The 21,868-nt window shown below is 27.3% G+C and carries 23 protein-coding genes; 10 read left to right on the top strand and 13 right to left on the bottom strand.

The window, feature by feature from the left end; all coding sequences use genetic code 11:
• Nucleotides 1–38: 38 nt before the first annotated feature.
• Nucleotides 39–656, bottom strand: a complete 618-nt coding sequence (gene recR, locus MPF13_RS04275) for a recombination mediator RecR (RefSeq protein ID WP_249981089.1) — start codon at nt 654–656, stop codon at nt 39–41.
• Between the two features lie 99 nt (nt 657–755).
• On the opposite strand from recR, the gene MPF13_RS04270 reads away from it, so the two are divergent.
• The 6 genes from MPF13_RS04270 (at nt 756) to MPF13_RS04245 (ending at nt 5,984) form a co-directional block, all read left to right on the top strand.
• The gene (locus MPF13_RS04270; protein ID WP_249981088.1) at nt 756–2,189 is read left to right on the top strand and encodes a sodium:solute symporter; all 1,434 of its coding nucleotides are present in this window, start codon (nt 756–758) and stop codon (nt 2,187–2,189) included.
• Complete coding sequence (locus MPF13_RS04265; RefSeq protein ID WP_249981087.1) at nt 2,186–2,674, top strand: hypothetical protein; 489 nt, start codon at nt 2,186–2,188, stop codon at nt 2,672–2,674. The genes MPF13_RS04270 and MPF13_RS04265 overlap by 4 nt, the downstream gene beginning before the upstream one ends.
• 24 nt (nt 2,675–2,698) lie before the next feature.
• Nucleotides 2,699–3,346: a pyridoxamine 5'-phosphate oxidase gene (gene pdxH, locus MPF13_RS04260; protein WP_249981086.1), complete on the top strand. Its 648-nt coding sequence runs from the start codon at nt 2,699–2,701 to the stop codon at nt 3,344–3,346.
• 34 nt (nt 3,347–3,380) lie between these two features.
• Complete coding sequence (locus MPF13_RS04255) at nt 3,381–3,869, top strand: SixA phosphatase family protein (RefSeq protein ID WP_249981085.1); 489 nt, start codon at nt 3,381–3,383, stop codon at nt 3,867–3,869.
• A gap of 7 nt (nt 3,870–3,876) precedes the next feature.
• On the top strand, nt 3,877–4,773 hold the full coding sequence (locus MPF13_RS04250) for a Ppx/GppA phosphatase family protein (protein WP_249981084.1): 897 nt from the start codon (nt 3,877–3,879) through the stop codon (nt 4,771–4,773).
• Nucleotides 4,774–4,883: 110 nt separating this feature from the next.
• Entirely contained in the window at nt 4,884–5,984 is a 1,101-nt protein-coding gene (locus MPF13_RS04245; RefSeq protein ID WP_249981083.1) for an OmpA family protein, read from the top strand.
• 58 nt (nt 5,985–6,042) lie between these two features.
• Here MPF13_RS04245 and MPF13_RS04240 read toward each other — a convergent pair whose 3' ends face one another.
• On the bottom strand, nt 6,043–6,516 hold the full coding sequence (locus MPF13_RS04240) for a thioredoxin family protein (RefSeq protein WP_249981082.1): 474 nt from the start codon (nt 6,514–6,516) through the stop codon (nt 6,043–6,045).
• 288 nt (nt 6,517–6,804) lie between these two features.
• Here MPF13_RS04240 and MPF13_RS04235 point away from each other — a divergent pair, with 288 nt between their 5' ends.
• Nucleotides 6,805–8,067 carry a helix-turn-helix transcriptional regulator gene (locus MPF13_RS04235; RefSeq protein ID WP_249981081.1) on the top strand — a complete coding sequence of 421 codons (1,263 nt, stop codon included), beginning with the start codon at nt 6,805–6,807 and terminating at the stop codon, nt 8,065–8,067.
• Here the strand turns inward: MPF13_RS04235 and MPF13_RS04230 are convergent.
• The 11 genes from MPF13_RS04230 to MPF13_RS04180 form a co-directional block, all read right to left on the bottom strand.
• On the bottom strand, nt 8,062–9,105 hold the full coding sequence (locus tag MPF13_RS04230) for an AMP-binding protein (protein WP_249981080.1): 1,044 nt from the start codon (nt 9,103–9,105) through the stop codon (nt 8,062–8,064). The two genes, MPF13_RS04235 and MPF13_RS04230, sit on opposite strands and share 6 nt — an antisense overlap.
• Nucleotide 9,106: 1 nt before the next feature.
• Nucleotides 9,107–10,066 (bottom strand): CPBP family intramembrane glutamic endopeptidase, encoded by a 960-nt coding sequence (locus MPF13_RS04225; RefSeq protein WP_249981079.1) that lies wholly within the window; start codon nt 10,064–10,066, stop codon nt 9,107–9,109.
• A gap of 26 nt (nt 10,067–10,092) precedes the next feature.
• Nucleotides 10,093–11,142, bottom strand: a complete 1,050-nt coding sequence (locus MPF13_RS04220; RefSeq protein WP_249981078.1) for an o-succinylbenzoate synthase — start codon at nt 11,140–11,142, stop codon at nt 10,093–10,095.
• Nucleotides 11,143–11,151: 9 nt separating this feature from the next.
• On the bottom strand, nt 11,152–11,667 hold the full coding sequence (locus tag MPF13_RS04215; protein WP_249981077.1) for an SRPBCC family protein: 516 nt from the start codon (nt 11,665–11,667) through the stop codon (nt 11,152–11,154).
• A gap of 2 nt (nt 11,668–11,669) precedes the next feature.
• Nucleotides 11,670–12,347, bottom strand: coding sequence for a metal-dependent hydrolase (locus MPF13_RS04210; protein ID WP_249981076.1), 678 nt, complete (start codon nt 12,345–12,347; stop codon nt 11,670–11,672).
• An 18-nt stretch (nt 12,348–12,365) separates the two neighbouring features.
• Nucleotides 12,366–13,286 (bottom strand): 1,4-dihydroxy-2-naphthoate octaprenyltransferase, encoded by a 921-nt coding sequence (gene menA, locus MPF13_RS04205; RefSeq protein ID WP_249981602.1) that lies wholly within the window; start codon nt 13,284–13,286, stop codon nt 12,366–12,368.
• Complete coding sequence (locus MPF13_RS04200; RefSeq protein WP_249981075.1) at nt 13,286–13,894, bottom strand: hypothetical protein; 609 nt, start codon at nt 13,892–13,894, stop codon at nt 13,286–13,288. The genes menA and MPF13_RS04200 overlap by 1 nt, the downstream gene beginning before the upstream one ends.
• Nucleotides 13,895–13,902: 8 nt before the next feature.
• Complete coding sequence (locus MPF13_RS04195; protein WP_249981074.1) at nt 13,903–14,682, bottom strand: (Fe-S)-binding protein; 780 nt, start codon at nt 14,680–14,682, stop codon at nt 13,903–13,905.
• A gap of 69 nt (nt 14,683–14,751) precedes the next feature.
• Nucleotides 14,752–16,068 (bottom strand): 4Fe-4S dicluster domain-containing protein, encoded by a 1,317-nt coding sequence (locus tag MPF13_RS04190; RefSeq protein ID WP_249981073.1) that lies wholly within the window; start codon nt 16,066–16,068, stop codon nt 14,752–14,754.
• A gap of 32 nt (nt 16,069–16,100) precedes the next feature.
• The gene (locus tag MPF13_RS04185) at nt 16,101–17,051 is read right to left on the bottom strand and encodes an MlaD family protein (protein ID WP_249981072.1); all 951 of its coding nucleotides are present in this window, start codon (nt 17,049–17,051) and stop codon (nt 16,101–16,103) included.
• Nucleotides 17,052–17,105: 54 nt separating this feature from the next.
• Nucleotides 17,106–18,188, bottom strand: coding sequence for an N-acetylmuramoyl-L-alanine amidase family protein (locus MPF13_RS04180; RefSeq protein ID WP_249981601.1), 1,083 nt, complete (start codon nt 18,186–18,188; stop codon nt 17,106–17,108).
• Nucleotides 18,189–18,281: 93 nt separating this feature from the next.
• Here MPF13_RS04180 and MPF13_RS04175 point away from each other — a divergent pair, with 93 nt between their 5' ends.
• From MPF13_RS04175 to MPF13_RS04165, 3 genes are all read left to right on the top strand, one after another.
• Nucleotides 18,282–20,960: a putative LPS assembly protein LptD gene (locus MPF13_RS04175; protein ID WP_249981071.1), complete on the top strand. Its 2,679-nt coding sequence runs from the start codon at nt 18,282–18,284 to the stop codon at nt 20,958–20,960.
• 153 nt (nt 20,961–21,113) lie between these two features.
• The gene (locus tag MPF13_RS04170; protein WP_249981070.1) at nt 21,114–21,431 is read left to right on the top strand and encodes a hypothetical protein; all 318 of its coding nucleotides are present in this window, start codon (nt 21,114–21,116) and stop codon (nt 21,429–21,431) included.
• Nucleotides 21,428–21,808, top strand: a complete 381-nt coding sequence (locus tag MPF13_RS04165; RefSeq protein WP_249981069.1) for a RidA family protein — start codon at nt 21,428–21,430, stop codon at nt 21,806–21,808. Before MPF13_RS04170 ends, MPF13_RS04165 begins: the two co-directional genes overlap by 4 nt.
• The last annotated feature ends 60 nt before the right edge of the window (nt 21,809–21,868 follow it).

The following is a 21,868-nucleotide window of genomic DNA, read 5'->3' as shown; positions in this document are numbered from 1 at the left end:
CAATAATTTGTTTATAAACAAAATACTCTTAAAAGATTTTAACTCCTTATACTTTGTTCAAAAGGAATTCTATTAACAATAGATCTACCTAAGGTAACTTCATCTGCATATTCCAACTCATCACCAACAGAAATTCCACGTGCAATTGTAGATGTTGTAATATCGTATTTTTCTATTTGCTTAAAAATATAAAAGTTTGTTGTATCTCCTTCCATTGTAGAACTTAGGGCAAAAATTAACTCTTTTACTTCTCCACTTTCTACTTTTTTTACAAGAGACTCAATTTGTAAATTTTGAGGCCCAATTCCTTCAATAGGAGAAATTTTTCCTCCCAAAACATGGTACAAACCATTAAATTGAGACGTACTTTCTATAGCCATTACATCTCTAATATCTTCTACAACACAAACAATTTCTGGGTTTCTTTTTACATTATTACAAATATCACATAAAACAGTATCAGAAATATTATGGCATTTCTCACAAGTTTTTACATCGTTTCTTAAATGTAATAAAGCTTCAGATAAATACTTAGTATTATCTGCTGGTTGTTTTAATAAATGCAAAACCAAACGTAAAGCTGTTCGTTTACCAATTCCTGGTAAACGAGATACTTCATTTACTGCATTTTCTAAAAGTTTTGATGAAAAATCCATAGTTTGCAAAATTATGAATTATGAATTATGAAACATCAATTAATCAATTTAAATTTTAAAAAAGTATATCTTCGTATTTAATAATACTCAATTCAATCAATGAAACCTCTATACATATTATTATTAATTGTTGCCTATTTTTCAGTTTTAATATTCATTTCTTATATCACAGGAAAATCTGCAGACAACAAAACATTCTTTAGAGCTAACAATTCTTCTCCTTGGTACTTAGTTGCTTTTGGTATGATTGGAGCTTCACTTTCTGGAGTAACATTTATTTCTGTCCCTGGTTGGGTAGAAGATCAAAGTATGAGTTATTTTCAGATGGTTTTAGGTTATGTTATTGGTTATGCAGTCATTGGTTTGGTACTACTACCACTCTATTATAAATTAAACTTAACCTCTATCTATACTTATTTACAAGATAGATTTGGTAATTATTCATACAAAACTGGAGCTAGTTTTTTCTTACTATCTAGAACAATTGGTGCAGCATTTAGATTGTTTTTAGTTGCCAATGTTTTGCAAATTATTTTGTTTGACAATTACGGAATTCCATTTTGGACTACAGTTTCTATTACTATTTTATTAATTTGGCTTTACACTTTTAAAGGAGGTATTAAAACAATTGTTTGGACAGATACTTTACAAACTTTATTTATGTTAATTGCTGTTGGAGTTTGTATTTATACCATTTCTGATGAAATGCAAATTGACAATTTATTTACTTATGTTTCTGATAGTAATTTTTCTAAAACTTTCTTTTTTGATGATATTAATGCCGGAAATTATTTTTGGAAACAATTTTTAGCTGGAGCTTTTATAGCAGTTGTAATGACAGGTTTAGACCAAGATATGATGCAAAAAAACTTAACTTGTAGAAACCTAAAAGATGCTCAAAAAAACATGTTTTGGTTTACTATTGTTTTAGTAATTGTAAATTTTTTCTTTTTAGCATTAGGAGTTTTATTAACAGATTATGCTCAACAAAATGGAATTGATGCACACAAAGACCAACTGTTTCCTATAATTGCAACCAAAGGTTCTTTAGGTTTAGCTACTGCACTATTTTTCTTATTAGGTTTAATTGCTGCTGCTTATTCTAGTGCAGACTCTGCTTTAACCTCATTAACAACTTCTTTTAGTATAGATATCTTAGAAATAGATAAAAAGAAAGACAAAAAATTACAAGAAAAAACTAGAAAGAAAATTCATATTGCTTTCTCATTTATATTAGTTGCAACTATTCTTATTTTTAAATACTTTATTGCAGACGCAAGTGTAATTGCAAAAATATTTACGTTTGCTGGCTATACTTACGGTCCGCTTTTAGGCTTGTATACTTTTGGAATGTTTACAAAATTAAACACTAAAGATAAACTGGTTCCTTTAATTTGTATTATATCACCAATACTAACCTATTTTATTAGTTATTACAGCAAAGAAAAATTAGGGTTCGATTTTGGCTTTTTTGTTTTAGTTCTTAATGGATTTTTAACTTTTGTTGGTTTATATTTGTTTAAAAGGAAATGAAAAGTCTATTAAAATTTTTAATCAAACAATATGGATTTCTTTTTGAAGATTATCCATTAGAATCTGGTATAGCTTTAATTATTATAAGTGCTTCTGCAATTTATTATTTAAGAAATAAAATCTTTTATTTAAAAGGAGAGTCAGTTTTAAGATATTTAATTAATTTTAGAACCATATCCTATCTAATTGGTTTTTTAGGAATCAGTCAATTATTAAGAGGTTTAAAAGTATACGATTCAATCTTGAGTGATTTTTTAATTGGTTTTGAAACTTTAACTACAGAACACCCAATTATTATGGGAAGCATAATAATAACATTTGGAATTTATCTAGTTTATGACAAATTAAAACCAATAGATGAAGAACCATTTAACAAAGACTTTTCCATAGTAAGAGATAATGATAAATTTTATGAATATAAACTATGGATATTTATTGCTGTTATAAATATAATTGGCATATCAATGATTATAAGAAACCTATAAATTAAACAAATCTTATTTAAAGAAATGTCAAAAGACCTAAGCAACTACCGTAAATCTTACGAAAAACAAGAACTTTTAGAAAGTAATTGTCCAGAAAACCCAATGGAATTATTCCAAACTTGGTTTTTAAATGCAGATAATTCTGAAATGGTAGATGAAAGTAATGCCATGACAATTGCATCTATAGGTTTGGATGGATTCCCTAAAAGCAGAGTAGTTTTATTAAAAAAATATACTTGGGAAGGATTTATTTTTTACACCAACTATAATTCTGAAAAAGGAAAAGCAATTAAAAACAATAACAATATATGTTTATCTTTCTTTTGGCCTGCTTTAGAACAACAAATTATTATTAAAGGAAAAGCAGAATTATTATCAGAAAATTTATCTGACGGTTATTTTGAGTCAAGACCAGATGGAAGCAAGTTAGGAGCTTGGGCTTCTAAACAAAGCTCTGTAGTTTCTTCTAGAAAAGAATTAGATGATAATTTAATATCCTTTGAGAAAAAATTTGAAGGCAAAGAAATTTTAAGACCTAAACATTGGGGAGGTTATTTAGTAAAACCTATTTCTATAGAATTTTGGCAAGGGAGACCCAATAGAATGCATGATAGAATAAGATATAATTTAGAGGAAGATTTTTCTTGGAAAATAGAAAGATTGGCGCCATAAATTTTTATATTTACAATTCAACAATTAAAATTGGATGAAAACTTTATATATTGTTAGACATGCAAAATCTTCTTGGGAATACTCTGGTATTGAAGATATTGACAGACCTTTAAAAAAACGAGGAATAAAAGACTCTCATTTAATGTCTAAATTCTTATCAAAGAAAATAGACAGACCTGACGTTTTTGTTTCTAGTAGTGCAAATAGAGCGCTTCATACTGCAATTATTTTTTGCGAAAATTTTGAATACCCATTATCTAACCTTCAAATAAAAAGACAACTTTACAGTTTTAGTGATGGTTATTTAGTGAAAACCGTTAATGCTTTAGATGATGGTTTTAATTCTGCTATTATTTTTAGTCACGATCATGGTATTAACACATTTGTAAACAAATTTGGTAATAAACCTATTTCTCATGTTACTACTTGTGGAGTTATTGGCATAAAATTTGACGAAAAACACTGGAAAAACATAAAAAAAGGGAAAACCTTTATGATAGAATTCCCTAAAAATCATAAATAAATTTAGTTTGTTAGAAATTAAGAAATATGGTGCTATAGATATTGGATCCAATGCAATAAGGCTTTTGGTTTCTAATGTTATTGTATCAAAAGAAAAAGAGCCTCAATTTAAAAAATCATCTTTAGTACGTGTACCTATTCGTTTAGGAGCAGACGCTTTTGTTAAAGGTACAATTAGTAAAGAAAATATTAATAGAATGATTAATGCTATTGAAGCATTTAAGCTATTAATGAATGTTCATGGTGTAGAAAGATACAAAGCTTGTGCTACCTCTGCTATGAGAGAAGCCAATAACGGTAATGAAGTTGTAGAAAAAATCTTAAATAAAACTGGTGTTCAAATAGATATAATTGGCGGAAAAGAAGAAGCTGCAATCATATCTTCTACTGATTTAAATCATTTAATTGAAGGAGACAGTTCTTACTTATATGTTGATGTTGGAGGTGGTAGTACTGAATTTACAGTGTTTTCTAAAGGAAAAATCATTGCTTCAAAATCTTTTAAAATGGGTACTGTTCGTTTATTAAACAACAAAAAATCTGTAAATAAAGAAATTTTTGCAAATGTTGAAAAATGGATTAAGAAAAACACTAAAGATTTAAAGAAAATATCTTTAATTGGTTCTGGTGGAAACATCAATAAATTATTTAAAATGTCTGGTAGAACAGAAGGAAAACCAATTTCTTACATCTATCTTAATGCTCAATATCAGTTCTTGAAACAAATGTCTTATAATGAAAGAGTTTCAGAATTAAGCTTAAATCCAGATAGAGCAGATGTTATTATACCTGCAACAAAAATTTATTTATCTGCCATGAAATGGAGTGGAGCTAGAAAGATTTATGTTCCTAAAATTGGACTTTCAGACGGAATTATTAAAAGCTTATTTTACAACAAATTATAACCTTATTAATATTTAATTTACATAACTAGTCTTTTTTTGATAAAAATTATGTGACCCTTAAAACAAGTTGGTGTCACATAAATGAACAAAAAATCAAAAACAGATTAATTATGAAAAAATTATTATTTAGTGGTGCTCTTTTAATGTTTGGAGCTGTAGCTTTTGCTCAAGACTTACCAGAAAACCCAGAACCAGGTAAATGTTATGTACGTTGTAAGACTCCAGAAGTTTGGAAAAACGAAGATGTTACAATTGAAATAGCTCCTGCTTACAAAAAAATCATTACTCATCCTGCACAATATGAAACTATTACAGAGAGAGTTTTAGTAAAAGAAGCTGGTCAACGTTTAGTAATTGTACCAGCAGTTTGGGAAACTAAAACTGTAACGTATACTGCAAAAGAAGATGCAAATAAATTAAGTGTTATTAATGCTACTTTTGCTCCAGATTCTGAAACAATTGAAACTAAAGCAGCTTCTGCAAATTGGGAAATGAGTGAAAAAGCTCCTGATTGTGAATCTAGTGATCCAAATGACTGTAGATATTGGTGTTACAAACCAGTACCTGCTAAATTTGTTACTGTTCCTTTAACAAAATTAGATAAAGATGCAACAACAGTTTCAAATACAGTACCTGGATATGAAAAAACATATACTAAAAGAGTTATGGTAACTCCTCCAACTACAAAAACAGTTGAAATTCCTGCAGTTTACGGAACAATTAAAAAAACTATTTTGAAAAAAGATGCTTGGAAAGAAGAAATTACTGTTGCTGCTAAATACAAAACAGTAACTAAAGAAATTTTAGTAAACAAAGGTGGCTTAACTACTTGGAAAGAAGTTGAATGTGAGTTAGTAAACAACACTCCATTACCAATTTCTTGGAACTTAGGTAGTGCTACATTAACTTCTGGAGCTAAAAGAATTATTGATGCAAGATTATTACCAATCTTAAAAACTGGAGTTGCAGTTGCAATTGAATCTCATACTGATGCAAGAGGAACTAAAGCTAACAATCAAGATTTATCTGAAAGAAGAGCTCAAGCAGTTACTAATTATTTAATTTCTAAAGGTGTTAACCCTAGCCAATTAACAGGTAATGGTTTTGGTGAAGCAAAATTAACAAATAGATGTGCTGATGGAGTTTCTTGTACAGAAGCAGAACACAGAGCAAACAGAAGAACTACTTTTAGAGTAATTAACCAAAAGTAAAATTATTCAACATTTTAGAATAATAAAAAACCGAAGCAATTTGCTTCGGTTTTTTTATTTAATAATTTTCAATGACTGATTGTATAAAAGGATAATAATACTCTGTAAGAATTAAACCTTTTTTATACCCTATCATTTTTCCCTTATGATTTACAAAAACCAAAGTAGGAAAAGACCGTACTTTATATTTTCTTTTTAAATCATTGGTTATTTCTAGTTTTTCTGGAGATACAATATCTTTATTTCTTGGAGTATCTGCTTCGTATAAAATTAAATCTTTGTCTGCAATTGCTTTGAACTTATCAGTATGAAAAAGGTTTTTATCTAAAACCTTACAAGGACCACACCAATCTGAACCTGTAAAATATATAAGTACAGGTTTTTTTTCTTTTTTCGACTTTTTTAAAGCTGCCTTATAATTAGTTACCCAATTTAAAGAATGAGACTCTACAGATTCTTCTATTTGCTCTTGAGCATTACTATTGGAAACAACTAAAAAACAAACAACAAAAAATAATACTATTTTTTTCATAAGAATTAATTTCTTCAAAAATATCAAAAATAATACCAAATAAAAAATTACTAATTTTTAAAAACAAAAAAGCCATGATTAATTAACCACGACTTCTTTTTAAGAATTCAAAATGCAATAAGTTAATCCCCCAATTATATTATTACATATTATTTTAAAATCTAATTCAAATATACTACAATATCAAAATGAAGACCTACTATTACAATCAACTAATCTACTACAAAAGCATAAAATTAGAAATATAACTACTATATTTACACAACAATTAAGATTTAATCACTTTAAATGAAAGATTTACGATTTATTAATTTTGTTATTGTTCTTATTTTAACAATCCAAACAAATAATCTTTTTTCTCAAGAAATTTTAATAAAAAATGAAGATTCTTGGCATTATTATGATAAAGGATATTTAGAAAATGATTGGATAAACATTACTGATTTTTCTAATTGGAAAAGCGGAAAATCTCCATTAGGTTATGGTGATAAAAAAAACAATACGACTCTTTATTATGGTGAAGATAAAGAAAAGAAACACATCTCAAAATATTTTAAAAAAAGAATCTTTATCAATAAAAAGTATGGTGGTTTTGAAATTAAAATACAAAAAGATGATGGAGCTGTAGTATATATAAATGGTAAAGAAATTATTAAAGACAATATGCCAAACTCTACAATTACAAATACTACATTGGCAATGAGTACTATTAAAAATGATGCCGAACATGAATTTACGCAACATTTCTTTGATTATAGTATTTTTAATGAAGGAGAAAACATTATAAGTGTTTCTATACATCAAGCATACGAAAAATCTAGTGATTGTATTTTTAGTTTAGAATTAATTGGTCATAATAATCCTGAGGTTTTATCTTTAATTTTAGATAAAAAAAATAAAACAAATGAAGAATTAGAACACAAAATAAAAGATTTAAATACAAAGTTTGAATACGAAAAAGTTTTACTTCAAAAAGAAAGTTTAGAAGGCACAAATTATAATTTAAAAATTCTTGTTACATTAATTTCAGTTTTATTTATTATCTCTTTATTTGGTTATTATTTCATAATAGATAACTCAAAAAAAAGGCGCTTGATAAAAAGAGAAAAAATAAAAATTTTAAATAAAGAAAATCAAGTAAAAGACAAAATAATAATATCATTGTCAACTAATTTATTACACAACAAGCAATACTTTAAAGAAATAAAAGCTGATTTAAAAGGATTAAAAACTTCAGAAAATTCTGCTCTAAAAAGTATTATTAACCAAATTGATCAGGTTTTAGAAAGAGATGAAGAATGGAATATATTAAAAAATCATTTTAATGCTGTACATGATAATTTTTATGATAAACTAATTGCCAAACACCCAGAAATAACTGAAACAGAATTAAGACATTGTATGTTTATAAAACTACATTTACATACTAAAGAAATTGCAAGAATTTTGCTAATAGATCCAAGATCTGTACAAACAGGAAGATATAGAATTAAGAAAAAAATGAATCTTGGAGAAAATGAAGACTTAAGAGATTATCTTTTAAATTTATAAAAAAGCTAAAATTGAATTCAATGTTTTAATACGATGAATTTTATTGGTTTCCGTTTCTATAAATTTTTCAATAAAATAAATATTTTTTGGTATTTCAAATTTAGATAACTTAGATTTTGAAAAATCTATTTTTTGTTTTTTCCCTTCTATAATTAGTACTAATTTTTGCCCTAACTTCTCATCAGAAACACCCGTTACAAAAAATCTACTATTTATAATTAAAGACAGTTTTTCTTCTATTAACTCAGGGTATAATTTTATAGTACCAGAGTTTATAATATTATCAAAACGACCTATCCATTTAAATTGTTTATCAGAATACAATTCTACAATATCATTTGTAAATAATACCTTATTAGAAACTTTAAAAGCATCTATTACTAAACAATTTCTATGATCCTTATAAATTTCTACATTTGGTAATGTTTCATAAAAATTAAATTTATTAGTAGTATTGTTTAATTTTTTAATGGCAATATGAGTAACAGTTTCTGTCATACCATAAGTTGCAAAAACATTACAATTGGTATTTGAAATTTTAGATTGCAATTTATTTGAAACTACTCCTCCACCAACAATTAAATTCTTTATTTGATTTAATTTTTCTAATGAATTTTCTAACTGTAAAGGCACCATTGCAACAAAATCAAACTTCTTCTTAACACCTTTTAAGGGATTAGAATTTATATTTGTTACATCTAATTTCCATCCTAAAACCAAAGCTCTTACAAGCATCATTTTACCAGCAATATAATTTACAGACAAACAGAGTAAAGAAGTTGTATTCTCTAATAATTTAAAATAACTTCCTGTTGCAAAAGCAGAGTTAATCATCTGCTTTTTAAGTATTTTTATTTCTTTTGGTTTCCCTGTAGAACCAGATGTATTAACTAAAATATAATCTTCTTTTGAAAACCAATTTTTAAGAAAATCATAAATTTCCTCGGAAAAACCACTGGTATAATTTAATAGTTCTTCAACAGAAGAAAATGAAACTCCATTTAATTTAAAGTCTGTATGAAATTTCTCTAAGCTCAATTTATAAAATCCTATAATTTTCTTTTAAATTAACAGGCTCTTCAATTTTTCCTGTTAATTTCTCTATCCAATTTTTCCATCCATATTTTTTTGAAAACACAAATAACATTAAAGGATACAATACTAAAACAGGAAAAAACATTTCCCAACCTACAGATGGTTCTGAAGTATCTACATACAATGCATCTGTTTGAAAAACGGTCCAATTTGTAGTTACAAAAAAGGCTGCTACAATGTTATTAATTGCATGCAAACCAAGTGCCAATTCTGTACCTTCGTCCATAAGTGTTGTTATACCGTAAAACAAACCTGTACCTATATAAAAAACCATAGAAATGGATCCCAATTTTTCAACCTCTGGATTTGCTCCATGCAATAAACCAAAACATACTGAGGTAAAAATTAAAGGTACCCAACTGTTTTTAGCTAAAATACCTAAACCTTGCATAAAATAACCTCTAAAAAGCAATTCTTCAAACGAAGTTTGAAAAGGTAAAAATAAAAATGATACTGCTAATAATGTAAAAAAGGGTTTTGCTTTAAAGTTCCAAACGTAATTTTCTGGCATTAAATAAATCCCAATAACAATTACAACAGAAGCTATAATTCCCCAAGAAATAAATCCAAATAAAAAACGATTCCAATCAATAGATTCTCTACTTGTAACCAATGATTTAACTGTTCTTTTATGCAAATATTTTACTCCAATTATTAAACTTATCAATCCAAAAATGAACATCAAAATCATAAAAAATAGAAATAGATTTTTATCAATTCCTAAAGTCATAAAGTTATCTTCTGCAGCTTTTGTAAATTCTGCTAAACCAGCAGAATAAGAAAAAGCCAGAGCCATTAAAGGCAATCCTCCAATAATTTGCCAACCAATAAAAACTATGAAAATAGTTAATACCCAATGAAACCACTCATTATTTCCTTTATATGCTTGCTGTATAAAATTCATATTTTTTATTAAAACCTTTATTTTTATTAAGGTAATGTGTTTAAATTAAAATTCCAGTTTTTCTCTGGGTTGTATTGTAATGTTCCGTTTTTTACGGTTAGCGGACTTTTAAAATTATTTGTAAATAAACCTCCTGTACCTAATCCTTGTGGCAAATTACTTTGCAAAGTATGCGTAAATTGAGCTATAGCATTTAAGCCAACATTACTTTCTAAGGCAGAAGTTATCCACCAATCAGCATTAATTTCTTCTGCAAACTTAATCCATTCTAAACTACCTGCAAAACCACCTATTAAACTTGGTTTTAAAATTATATATTGAGGCTGAATTGTAGTTAACAATTTCTTTTTCTCTTCAGAAGAAAACACACCAATTAACTCCTCATCTAAAGCTATTGGCAAAGGAGTTTTTGCACATAATTTAGCCATTTCCTCTATTTGACCTTGCTTTATAGGTTGCTCTATAGAATGAATATCTAATTTAGATAACCTTTCTAACTTTTTTAAAGCATTGTTAGGACTAAAAGCTCCATTTGCATCTACTCTAAGTTCTATTTCTTTAGAAGAAAACTCTTTTCTAATTGATTTTAAAAGTTCTATTTCAGTATCAAAATCTATAGCACCAATCTTCATCTTAATACAAGAAAAACCAGAGTTTAATTTTTCTTTAATTTGATTTTTCATAAACTCCTTCTCCCCCATCCAAATTAAACCGTTTATAGGAATCGCTTTGTTTCCTTTAGTAAATTCTGAAGGAAATAAATGAAATTTATTTTTACTCTTTAAAGATAAAAAAGCTTGCTCTAAACCAAATTGTATAGATGGGTACTGAACTAGTTGCAATAATAATTTATCTAAACCTAAGTTTATATTATTACAAACCCATATCAATTTTTCTTCATATGTAGTAACATCATCAATACTTAAACCTCTAAATAAACCAGTTTCACCAACACCTATTTTACCATTTTCTTCCAATAGAATAAACCAAGTTTCTTTGGTTCTTAAAATTCCACGTGAAGTTCCACTTGGGTTTTTAAAATTAAGGATGTATTTTTTATAACTAGCTTTAATCAAAAGAAAGGTTTATTGTTTTTCTATGTATGCTTTAAAATTATTTAAATACGATTGATCTTGCTCTCTAAATGTTCCTTTAAAATACGGAAACATACAAGCCATTATATAAGAATCGCTTTGGCAGCTAGAATTTAGAGTAATTGTTGTTACACCTTCTTTTGATGTAAAAACATAATCATCTCTTTTTAACATATTTTCTGCATCAAAAAACAAAGTAACTTTTTCATTTGGTACATATGCCAAAACTTTTTCTGTCATTGTAATTTCTTCTTCTTGAGTTTCTACAACTATTTTATAAATACTACCTGTTTTTCCTGGGTTTTCAGAAACAACATCAATAGATTTAATTTCAGGAATCCAGTTTTTTATATTCTTAGAATTATTAAATGTGCTAAAAACTTCTTCAATTGATTTATTTACAACAACTTCTGCAGTATAATCTGTTTTTTTTACAATTAAACCTGTTAAAAAGAAAGCAAGTGCAAATGCAGAAATGATTCCTATTATTATTTTTATTGTTTTCATTTTTAAATACTTAAATTTTCTCCAATTTCTAACAATACTAATTCTTTATTTTTAGAATTAAATTTAGTTTTGGCCTCATTAACATCAATTTCTATTGGTGGAAATGTATTATAATGACACCCAATTACTTTATTACACTCTACTAAATTACTAGCAATAATAGCATCATCAACTCCCATTGTAAACGTATCTCCTATTGGCAAAATAACAACATCTAATTTTACTGACATTGGAATTAATTTCATATCCATTGTAACTGCTGTATCACCAGCAATATAAACGTTTTTCTCTTTTGATGAAATTACAAAACCTCCTGGTTCTCCTCCATAAGTTCCGTCTGCAAAAGAAGAAGTATGAATTGCATTTACATATTTTGCTGAAAAATTTTCTGAAACAAATGTTCCTCCATGATTTAATGCAAATACATTTAAATCTTTTGCACCATAATACATCGCTATTTCGTAATTAGATACTACAACTGCTTTTGTTCTTTCTGCTATTAACTCAACATCTAAAACATGATCTTGATGTGCATGTGTCACTAAAATAAAGTCTACTTTTAAAGTAGAGATATCTATATGAGATGCTAAAGAATTTCCTGAAATAAATGGATCTACTAATATTGATGTTCCATTAATATCAATTAAAAAACAAGAGTGACCTAAATATTGTATTTTCATTTTTTATATATTTTGATTTTACAAAAGTTGACCTATACCAAAAAGTATTGCAAACAAAAAAGTACTTAAGGCTACTTTTTTTAATTCGCTATCTAATTCTGCAGGAATTTTATTTTGAGCAACCGTTTTTACATTTTTAAATAAAGGTAAAAAGGCTACTAGAAAAATAAGTTGATAAATTGTTCTAAAATCTAAAAACGAATAAATTAATGCAGAAACTAAAGCTCCAAAAATTAAAAGATAATGATATTTTTTTGCTTTTTTATTTCCTAGTTTAACTACTAATGTGTTTTTATTATTCTTTTTATCTTCTTCTCTATCTCTTAAATTATTCAAATTTAAAACTGCAGTACTTAACAATCCTACAGATATTGCTGGAAGAAAAACTTTTAAATTAATATGTTTTGTATATAAAAAATAACTTCCTACAACACTAAGTAGCCCAAAAAACAAGAACACAAAAACATCGCCAAAACCACTATAACCATAAGCAGAATTACCAACTGTATATTTTATTGCTGCTGTAATTGATGCAATTCCTAATCCAAAAAACAAGATTGAATACCCAAAGTTTTCTTTACCAAAAGAAACGTAAATTAATAATAAAGCAATTATTAAAGTTATAATTGTTGTTATTATCATTGCAGATTTCATTTGCTTAGGAGTAATTGCTCCAGAAGAAACCATTCTTTCTTCTCCTGTTCTATTTTTATCAGAACCTTTAACTCCATCACCATAATCGTTTGCAAAATTTGATAAAACTTGAAAACCAATTGTGGTTAGAATGGCTAGCCAGAAAATAGGAGTTCTCCATAAAGTAATTGTACTATCTGCATACATTACATCATCAAAACCTAATTTACAACCAATAATAATACCAGAAACAGATAAAGGTAACGTTCTTAAACGAGCAGCTTTAATATAATTTTTAAGCATTATCAATCTAAATACTCAATTTTTGAAATCTGTTTTCTTACAATATATTCTTTAAGTTTAGGGGAATATAATTCTACGTTTATGTATGATAATTTAACTTTTAAATTTTTATTTTTTTTAGAGTTAATTAATTTATCTGAACCTTCAAAATTATTTAACCAAACAAATTTTTGAGTTTTTCCATTTTCATCTTTTAATGAAACATAACTTAACTCATCTCCAGAAATTGATTTTAATTCTCCTACAACATTAAAATTAACTTCTTCTTCATTATCTGGAAAATCTTCAGATAATAGTAACAAAAGATCCAAACAATGATTTGCCATAGATATACCAACCTTTTGGCCAAATGCTTCTGTTGATGTATCATCACTTATATCTACTTCTATACCTTCAGCTTTTAAATCCACTTTATATTTATCGTATAATGATAGCATTTTAATTCCTAGTTTAGCAATTCTTTCATTTTTAGATAAACTCTCTAGTTCTTTTTTATTTTTTTGAAAATATTTACAAGTTTCTTTTCCTATTTTATCTATTGTTGTTTTACCTTGAGTAAAAACATTAAAAGATCCCAAAAAAAATATTAATATTAAAAAATTCTTTTTCATTTTTCTTTTTATAATTTATTAGCTTCCGCAATTAACTCTGCAATATCTTTTACCAAAACTTCTGCTTCTTTTTCTTTAAACTTTATACCATCTGTCATCATTGTATTACAATAAGGACAACCAGTTGCTATAATATTTGGTTTAGTTTCTAAAGCATCTTCTGTTCTTAAAACATTAATTTCTTTATCACCTTTTTCTGCATCTTTAAACATTTGTGCACCTCCAGCTCCACAACATAAAGCTGTAGATTTATTGCGTTTCATTTCTGTTAAATTAACACCCAATCTTTTTATTAATTCTCTTGGAGATTCATAAACATCATTTGCTCTACCTAAATAACAAGGATCATGAAAAGTAACTCTTTTTCCTTTTAAAATAGCGTTATCAATTTTTAAACGTCCTTCTGTAATTAAGTTTTGTATAAATTGTGTGTGGTGTAAAACTTCATATTTACCTCCTAAAGAAGGATATTCATTTTTTAAAGTATTAAATGAATGTGGATCACAAGTAACAATTTTTTTTATTTCGTAACCATTAAGAACCTCAATATTCATCATAGCTTGCATTTGAAATAAAAACTCATTTCCTGCTCTTTTTGCAGCATCACCAGTAGAAGATTCTTCAGTTCCTAAAACTGCGAAATCTACATTTGCTTGATGTAATATTTTTACAAAAGCTCTCGATATTTTTTTTGCTCTATCATCATAACTTCCAGCTGCTCCAACCCAAAACAACACCTCTGGTTGTTTACCTTGAGCCATCAAATCTGCCATTGTTGGTACGTTCATAAATTATAAATTTTAAATTATGAATTATGAATTGAATTCGTAATTAATAATTGTTAATTAAAAAATTGATTATTCTTCATTTGCCCAATTCAATCTATCTTGTTGATTGTATTGCCAAGGAGCACCATTATTTTCGATGTTAGTCATCATCATATTTAATTCTTGAGGTGCTGCACTTTCTTCCATTACTAAATATCTTCTCATATCCATAATAATAGATAATGGATCTATATTTACAGGACATTCTTCTACACATGCATTACAACTTGTACATGCCCATAATTCTTCTGGAGAAATATAATCGTTTAGTAATTGCTTACCATCATCTACAAAAGTCCCTTTGTTTTCATCTATATTTCTTCCTACTTCTTCTAAACGATCACGAGTTTTCATCATGATATTTCTTGGAGACAATTCTTTACCTGTTAAGTTTGCAGGACAAGATGATGTACATCTACCACATTCTGTACATGTATAAGAATTCATTAACTGAACCCAATTTAAATCTGCAACATCAGAAGCACCAAATTTTTCTGGAACAGCTTCTTCTTCTCCTTCTGCAGGCATTGCATAAGGGTCTGCATCTGGATCCATCATTAATTTTACTTCATTTGTAACTGATTCTAAATTATTGAATTGCCCTTTAGGATTAAGATTTGCATAATATGTATTTGGAAAAGCTAATAAAATATGTAAATGCTTAGAGTAGTATAAATAGTTTAAGAAAACTAAAATTCCTAAAATATGAATCCACCAAGCGCTTCTTTCTATAGTATGAAGTGATTCTGGTGAAAAGCCATCAAAAAGTGGTACTATAAACTGACTTATAGAGTTTCCTATTCCTGCTTGCTGAAAACTAACATCTGTAGCATTCATTACCAAGAATAATGTCATTAAAACCATTTCGAAATAAAGAATGTAGTTACCATCATTTTTAGGCCACCCTTTCATTTCTTTGCTTAAGAATCTTTTAATATTAGATACGTTTCTTCTTAACCAAAAAATAACTACAGCTATAAAAACTAATGCTGCTAAAATTTCGAATGTTCCTATTAAAAAACCGTAAAAATCTTCGCCTAAAACACCTAGAAAAACTCTATGTGTACCAAACAAACCATCAATAATAATTTCTAAAACTTCAATATTTATAATGATAAAACCTATATAAACTACAATATGTAAAAACCCAGATAATGGTCTTTTTACCATTTTAGATTGCCCAAGAGCAATCATTATCATATTCTTTAATCTTTCTTGTTTTTTATCTGATCTGTCTACATCTTTACCTAATTTAATGTTTCTAATAATTTTACGAATATTCATCGTAAAAAAACCGATACCTAATACTAAAACTATGGCAAATAATATATTTGGTAAGTATTGCATTTTATTTAAAAATTAAATGATTAAAGTACTTCTTATTCTGTTTCTTTTTTTGGTGTATAAGATTTTGCTCTTTTACCAAATAGAGAGAAATGTACAAAACGTTTTGGGTTTAATTTCATTTCTCTAAGTAAGTTTTCTAGCTCTTTAGACATTGTAGTAATGTTGTTGTACAATTTGTCATCTGTTGCTAATAAACCTAAAGTTCCTTTACCAGAATGAATTCCTTCTAAAAGTGAATTTGCAGAACTAAGAGTCATTTCTGCTTTTCTCATAATCTCACCAATATTAGCGTTTGCTATAGTATCTGAAACTTTAGAGAAATTCTCTGTTATTAACTTTGTGTTTTTTAAACTTTCTTTTAAATCTACAGATGTAGAATCTATAAATCCATTAATAGATAGCATTGTTTTTTTGACTTCGTTTAAAGTAACCTCTAAAGTTTTTACAGATGTTTTTAAACTATTTTGAGTTTTAACATCTAAAACGTTATTAATATTTTTAAATAAAGAGTCTGCACTTACAATTACATGTTCTAATTTTGATTGTAAGGGATCTAATTTTTCTCCAATTGAAGTAAATAAGCTCGATTCAATTTCACCTTTTAAAACATCACCAGAAACTGCATCTTCACCATCATAATCTGGTATAATTGCTAAATTTGAACCACCCAATGGGCTTGGAGAATAAATTTTAACTACACTTTTTTTAGAAAAAGTAAAATCATTATCAACAACAAAACTAACCACTAAATGCCCTTTTTTTGCTATATCTTGGTTAAACTCTATACTGGTTACCTTACCTACTTTTAAACCATTAATTGTAACTAAGCTAGAAGTACTTAATCCTGCTATATTACTATACTCTACATCAAAGTGGCGTGAATTTGTGTCAAACAAATTTTGGCCTTTTAAAAAATTATAACCCCATATAAATATGGCAATTACAACTATAGCAACAATTCCTGTTTTTACTTCTTTAGACATGAATAAAAATTTAATAACAATATTACTAATAATTTTTGGTTGACACTACCAAATCTATTGCATTTTAACAGCTTCCTTAATAGATAATTTTTTACCGTTTTTAAAAGCTACTATAAAAGCTGAAGTATAACCTTTTGATTTAGCCGTTTTTAAAGATTTTTTTACGTTTTCTAAATTTGTATTATTACCATAGTAATACTTAAAAAACTTACCAACTGCAACTCTTTCAACATTTTTTAAACCTTTAAAGTTGTATGATTTTGTAGCAATTTTATTTTTTCCAGAAGCAATTTGAACTTTAAACTCTATAGGTTCTTTTACAACTTTATTTGTGGTTACTGTATTTAATTTTAAATTGTTAACATATTTTAAAACTGCATCTGTAATAGCTTGCCCCATTTGTTCTTGTCCTTTTTTAGAGTTCAAAAACCTTCCTTCTTTTTTATTGGTTAAAAAACCTAATTCTACCAAAACACTTGGCATAATTGTTTCTCTTAAAACCTGAAAATTATCTTGTTTTACTTTTCTGTCTAATCTTTTAAGTTTTTTGGTAAAATTAGTTTGAATTAAACTTGCAATTGCTAAACTTTTATCTAAGTTTTCTTCTTGCATTAAAGATAAACCTATAACAGATTCTGCAGAATTAGAATCGAATCCTTTATATTTATTTTCATAATTATCTTCGTAAAAAATAGAAGCATTTTCTCTTTTAGCTATTTCTAAATTCTTTTTATTACCTCTTAAACCTAATACAAAAGTACCTGCACCATAAGCATTTGAAGTATGAGAATCGCAATGAATTGAAACAAATAAATCTGCTTTGGCATTATTTGCAATGTCTCCTCTTTTCCACAAATCTATAAAAACATCTTTTTTTCTTGTAAATAGAACTTTAATATCTTTATTTTTTGATAGTTTTTTTCCAACAACTAAAGCTACTTTTAAAGCAATATTTTTCTCTCTGTAACCGTTTCCTAAATTACCAGGGTCTTTTCCACCATGGCCTGCATCAAGAACAATTACATATTTTTTTTGAGCAAAAATTGATGGTGAATTCATCAAAAAAGAGAATGCACAGCATAAAATTAAAATAATTCTAATTTTGGTATTAATTTTGTTGTTTTCTTGAAATCGCATCAATAAAATTTAACTAATTTTGGCATCTTAAATTTGGTGCTTCAAATATTGAGCCATATTTTTAACCATTATACAAAAATAGTATTTATAGCATTGCAAACAAACCTATCATACATTCTTTTATTTTGTAGCATTTTTTTTATAGAAATTGGGTTTTCTCAAAAAATAAAGCCTATTAAAAACACTATTAAAAAAGACTCTACTATTTTAAAACAAATAGATACTCTTTTTAATAGCAAAAAAGATTCTCTAATTTTACAAAAAAAAGACACTATAGGTTTAGATACACTTAAACCCCAAGAAACTATTGAAGACATTATAGTGCATGTTGCAAAAGACTACACTATACAAAATGCTAAAGATAAAACTGTAACATTATATAATGAAGCTAACATTACTTATACAGATATAGACTTAAAGGCAGGTATAATTATTGTAGATTATAAAAAAAACACACTTTTTGCTAAAGGAATAATTGATAGTACAGGTTACGTTCAACGTCCGGTTTTTAAACAAGGAAACCAAGAATCTGAACAAGATTCTATGATTTACAATTTTAAAAGTAAACGCGCTTTAATTTATGGTTTAAAAACAAAACAAGGAGAAATGTTTACTTACGGAGATAAAACTAAACGTGTAAATGACTCTACAATTTATATTAGAAAAATTAAGTTTACAACTTCCGAAAAGAAAGTTCCAGATTATTATATAGCTACAGATAAAGCCAAACTTGTTCCTGGTAAAAAAATTATTGTGGGTACTAGTAATTTAGTGTTAGCAGACATACCCACTCCATTATTTATTCCTTTTGCATATTTTCCAATTACAGAAACGAGTGTATCTGGTTTTTTAATTCCTGCCTTTGATACAGGAAGTAGTTCTAGAGGTATAGGTTTTACAAATGGTGGATATTATTTTGCTATAAACGACTATATGGATTTAACTGTACAAGGTGATGCCTACTCTAATGGAAGTTGGGGTATGAGATTAAGTTCTAACTACAGAAAAAGATATCGTTTTAATGGTGCTTTTAGTTTAAATTTTGAAAACACAATTTCTGGTATTAGAGGTTTTGATGATTATAGTAAATCTAATAATTTTAACATAAGATGGACTCATAGTCAAGATTCAAAAGCAAGTCCAAATTCTAGGTTTTCTGCCTCTGTAAATTTAGGAAGCAGTAAGTTTTTTAGAGAATCTTTAAATCAATTTAACGTTTCTCAAACACAAACTAACACATTTAATTCTTCTATAAATTATAGCAAAACTTTTGTTGGTACACCATTTAACATGAACCTAACTGCTTCACATCAACAAAATACAAATACAGAAAAAATAACAATGACTTTACCATCATTAACTGTAAATATGAATAGAGTTTACCCTTTTGCAGGAAAAGATGGTGTGCAAAAAACCCCAATACAAAAAATGGGATTTAATTATACAATGCAGGGTCAGTATTTAATAAACACTACAGATGATGAGTTTTTTACAAGTAAAATGTTTGAAACTGCAAGGTCTGGAATGCAACATAAAACAGGTACAAATACTAACATAAAAGCTTTTAGATACTTTACTTTATCACCTAGTGTAAATTATGAAGAAACTTGGCAATTTGATTATATTCAAAAGAATTATGACATTACAGACAATGTAGTTGTAACAGATACCTTAAGAGGTTTTAAAAGTTATAGAGAATACAATGCAGGTTTAAGTTTATCTACCAATATTTATGGTACTTTTAATTTTAAAAAAGGAAGATTAAAAACAATTAGACACACTTTTAGACCTTCTATTTCCTACTCTTACAGACCAGATTTTAAAGACAAACACATTAAACAAGTGCAACAAAGTGCAGACGCTACAGATTTGTTAGATTATACTGTTTTTGATCAAGGTATTTATGGTGCACCATCTTCTGGTTTAAGCAATTCTATAGGTATTAATTTAAACAATGTTTTAGAAGCAAAAATAGCTCCTAAAGACCCTGATGATGATGAACAAGAAGATGAAAAAATAACTATTTTAAACAATTTAAACTTTAGCAGTTCTTATAATATTGCTGCAGATAGTTTACGTTGGTCTCCTGTTAGTTTTTCTGCAGGAACCAGATTATTTAAAGATAAATTAGCTGTTAATTTAAGCGGTTCTATGGACCCTTATAAAGTAAATAGCTCTGGTGTTAGAATAAATGAATTTAATGCTAATATATTTAGATTAACCAATGCTAGTTTAACAGCCAATTATTCTATTTCTAGTAAAGATTTTGAAAAAGGAAATAAAGGAAAGGCTAATAAAAGTAATGGTAATGGTGCACAAGGAGGTGTTGATGTAATTGGTGCAGATATAAATCCTACAGATAGTTTTGGGCAAAGACAAGGAATAAATACAAATAAAGAAGACCAAAATAAAAAAGCCAAATTATACAACTCAGATATACCTTGGTCTATAAATTTAGCATATTCTGCTAGTTACACCAATAATGGTGTAGACCCAGGAACAGTTGGTATACATAGTATAATGTTTAGCGGAAATTTAGAACTTTCTCCTAAATGGAAAATGGGCTACTCTTCTGGTTATGACGTAAAAGGTGGTGCTTTTACTTTTTCTCGATTTAATTTTACAAGAGATTTAGATAGTTGGCAATTCAATTTTAATTGGGTCCCATTTGGTACAAACTCTTCTTATACATTTTTTATCGGTGTAAAATCTTCTATGTTATCAGATTTAAAATGGGATAAAAACAAACCACCAGATAGAGTGTTGTTTTAATATGAGCGTTTTAAACTTTATTCTTACAACTATATTTAGTTTTTATATGATTTATAAAGCAATTATAAATCTTGATAAAATTTATAATGTAAAAAAAAAGGAATAAGAAAACAAGCTAAAGTTATAAAAATAAGAGAAGAAATAAGCCATCAAATGGATGAAGACGATGTAAGTTCAACTACTTATTATTATACAGTAAATTTTAAAGATAAAAATGGTAGTGAAATAGAAAAGGAAATTGAATTTGGTATTACTAAAAAACCCAAAAGAAATCCACCATTTTCTATTGATATAATTTACAAGGTTGATGAAAATAAGAAAATTGACATTATTCTTGAGAATAGTAAAAAAACAATTTTTGATGGATATTTTCTATTATCAGTTGGTCTTGCTTTTCTTGGGTTTATAATTTATAATTATGACAACCAAATAAATATTATAATAGAATTTTTAAATAACCTTTTTAAATGAAAAAAATAATAACAACAACAAAAGCGCCAGCTCCAATTGGGCCTTATAACCAAGCAGTTTTAACAGGAAACACGTTATATACTTCTGGTCAAATAGCAATTAATCCAGAAAATGGAGAACTTGTTTTAGACTCTCTTAAAGAAGAAACCATACAAGTTATGGAAAACCTAAAAGAAGTTTTAGCTGCTGCAGATATGACTTTTGAAAACGTAATTAAAACATCAATATTTATTTCTGACATGAATAATTTTGGAGAAATAAATAAAATATATGGTAGTTATTTTAATGAAGAAACTGCACCTGCAAGAGAAACTGTAGAAGTAGCAAACTTGCCTAAGTTTGTAAATGTAGAAATTAGTGCTATTGCTGTAAAATAATATATTTACTTACTTTTTAATCATAAAAAAAACCTGATAGCAAAACTATCAGGTTTTTAA

It is taken from the genome of Polaribacter sp. Z022, assembly GCF_023555495.1.
In the GTDB taxonomy this organism is placed as follows: domain Bacteria; phylum Bacteroidota; class Bacteroidia; order Flavobacteriales; family Flavobacteriaceae; genus Polaribacter.
The sequence above is the reverse complement of the archived record's forward strand: the minus strand, read 5'-3'. Positions and strand labels throughout refer to the sequence as shown.

What these genes read in the sequence shown, in the direction of transcription:
- MPF13_RS04265 (WP_249981087.1), top strand. Translation starts at nt 2,186, where the DNA reads ATGAAAAGTCTATTAAAATTTTTAATCAAACAATATGGATTTCTTTTT.
- MPF13_RS04215 (WP_249981077.1), bottom strand. Translation starts at nt 11,667, where the DNA reads ATGAAAACAATAAAAATAATAATAGGAATCATTTCTGCATTTGCACTT.
- MPF13_RS04200 (WP_249981075.1), bottom strand. Translation starts at nt 13,894, where the DNA reads ATGAAAAAGAATTTTTTAATATTAATATTTTTTTTGGGATCTTTTAAT.
- MPF13_RS04240 (WP_249981082.1), bottom strand. Translation starts at nt 6,516, where the DNA reads ATGAAAAAAATAGTATTATTTTTTGTTGTTTGTTTTTTAGTTGTTTCC.
- MPF13_RS04235 (WP_249981081.1), top strand. Translation starts at nt 6,805, where the DNA reads ATGAAAGATTTACGATTTATTAATTTTGTTATTGTTCTTATTTTAACA.
- MPF13_RS04225 (WP_249981079.1), bottom strand. Translation starts at nt 10,066, where the DNA reads ATGAATTTTATACAGCAAGCATATAAAGGAAATAATGAGTGGTTTCAT.
- MPF13_RS04185 (WP_249981072.1), bottom strand. Translation starts at nt 17,051, where the DNA reads ATGTCTAAAGAAGTAAAAACAGGAATTGTTGCTATAGTTGTAATTGCC.
- recR (WP_249981089.1), bottom strand. Translation starts at nt 656, where the DNA reads ATGGATTTTTCATCAAAACTTTTAGAAAATGCAGTAAATGAAGTATCT.
- MPF13_RS04270 (WP_249981088.1), top strand. Translation starts at nt 756, where the DNA reads ATGAAACCTCTATACATATTATTATTAATTGTTGCCTATTTTTCAGTT.
- MPF13_RS04180 (WP_249981601.1), bottom strand. Translation starts at nt 18,188, where the DNA reads ATGCGATTTCAAGAAAACAACAAAATTAATACCAAAATTAGAATTATT.
- MPF13_RS04195 (WP_249981074.1), bottom strand. Translation starts at nt 14,682, where the DNA reads ATGAACGTACCAACAATGGCAGATTTGATGGCTCAAGGTAAACAACCA.
- MPF13_RS04255 (WP_249981085.1), top strand. Translation starts at nt 3,381, where the DNA reads ATGAAAACTTTATATATTGTTAGACATGCAAAATCTTCTTGGGAATAC.
- MPF13_RS04210 (WP_249981076.1), bottom strand. Translation starts at nt 12,347, where the DNA reads ATGAAAATACAATATTTAGGTCACTCTTGTTTTTTAATTGATATTAAT.
- MPF13_RS04165 (WP_249981069.1), top strand. Translation starts at nt 21,428, where the DNA reads ATGAAAAAAATAATAACAACAACAAAAGCGCCAGCTCCAATTGGGCCT.
- pdxH (WP_249981086.1), top strand. Translation starts at nt 2,699, where the DNA reads ATGTCAAAAGACCTAAGCAACTACCGTAAATCTTACGAAAAACAAGAA.
- MPF13_RS04245 (WP_249981083.1), top strand. Translation starts at nt 4,884, where the DNA reads ATGAAAAAATTATTATTTAGTGGTGCTCTTTTAATGTTTGGAGCTGTA.
- MPF13_RS04170 (WP_249981070.1), top strand. Translation starts at nt 21,114, where the DNA reads ATGGATGAAGACGATGTAAGTTCAACTACTTATTATTATACAGTAAAT.
- MPF13_RS04190 (WP_249981073.1), bottom strand. Translation starts at nt 16,068, where the DNA reads ATGCAATACTTACCAAATATATTATTTGCCATAGTTTTAGTATTAGGT.